Origin of the sequence: Mycolicibacterium palauense, from assembly GCF_002592005.1 — a bacterium.
GTDB classification, from domain to species: Bacteria; Actinomycetota; Actinomycetes; order Mycobacteriales; family Mycobacteriaceae; genus Mycobacterium; species Mycobacterium palauense.
The window spans coordinates 1-968 of sequence record NZ_NVQF01000204.1 but is presented as its reverse complement, the minus strand read 5'-3'; the positions used below and the strand labels follow the sequence as shown (position 1 = coordinate 968).

The 968-nt window shown below is 60.3% G+C and carries 1 protein-coding gene; it reads left to right on the top strand.

Features of this window, described 5'->3' with window-relative positions; genetic code table 11:
* Window positions 1-173 precede the first annotated feature (173 nt).
* Window positions 174-827, top strand: coding sequence for a hypothetical protein (locus CSR00_RS29880; RefSeq protein ID WP_099025951.1), 654 nt, complete (start codon window positions 174-176; stop codon window positions 825-827).
* Window positions 828-968 lie beyond the last annotated feature (141 nt).

Sequence of the window (968 nt, the reverse complement as noted above, 5' to 3'; positions counted from 1 at the left end):
CACGCAGATCGGCCACCATCTGCACCGCCCGCGCCTTCAGCTCTTCTGGATACCGCCTCGATGACTTCGATCCCACGTGCCCATCCTTCCCAACGGAAGAACTCTCCCGACACGCCGGGGCTGATCAGTTCCGAGGACGATTCGGGTCCTGAGTCTGAGGAAGACTCGGCTCAATGACCTGGCTTCCCTCGATCCTGCCTTACGTCGGCGGTGGTGTGTTTGGCGCACTCTTCACCTACGGAGTCACTTGGGTACGGGAGCATCGCCGCACTCTGGATGCATACCGGTCGCCGCAGCGCCAAGCGATCGGTGACATCCTCACTGCAACGAACACGCTGATGGTGCGCGAACTCGAATCGCGCACCGCGCTCCTGGACTGCGTCGCACAAGCCCGCACTCAAGACAGTCTCGACCTGTCTGGCGAGCAATTGATAGCTACTTTGGCTGCGATGGGGATCGCGACGCTCGAAGCGGAACGGGCTTTTCAGGTCGGGACACTGACTGTCGTCGATGCGCCGTGCTGGGAGGCGATGGGGATCGCTTACGTCGACCTGACGCGCATACGCGTCGCGATGGCCAGCACCGGCGCGGGCGCGACCGAATTGCAGAGTCTTGAAGAAATCGAGCGCTACGTCGAACAGATCAAAGGACTAGCCGGCAGGTTTAACGAGAGTGTTCTCGGGTTGGTACATGCGGCAAATGAGCGTGTATCACCCGCTGAGAACTTGTGGAATCGCAGGCGTAGACGCAGCGCACGTCGCAGAATCAGTGAGCACAATCAACAACGGCTTGCGGCGGACTCGCCTCGACCAACATCCACCGACTAGGTGGTGTCTGTCAATTGCGGACGCGGTGGTTGATGATGATCGCGGCTAGGGTTACCCCTCCGAGGTAGCTCAGGGCGTACTTGTCGTATCGGGTGGCGATTCCTCGCCAGTGCTTGAAGCGGTTGAAGGATCGCTCGACAG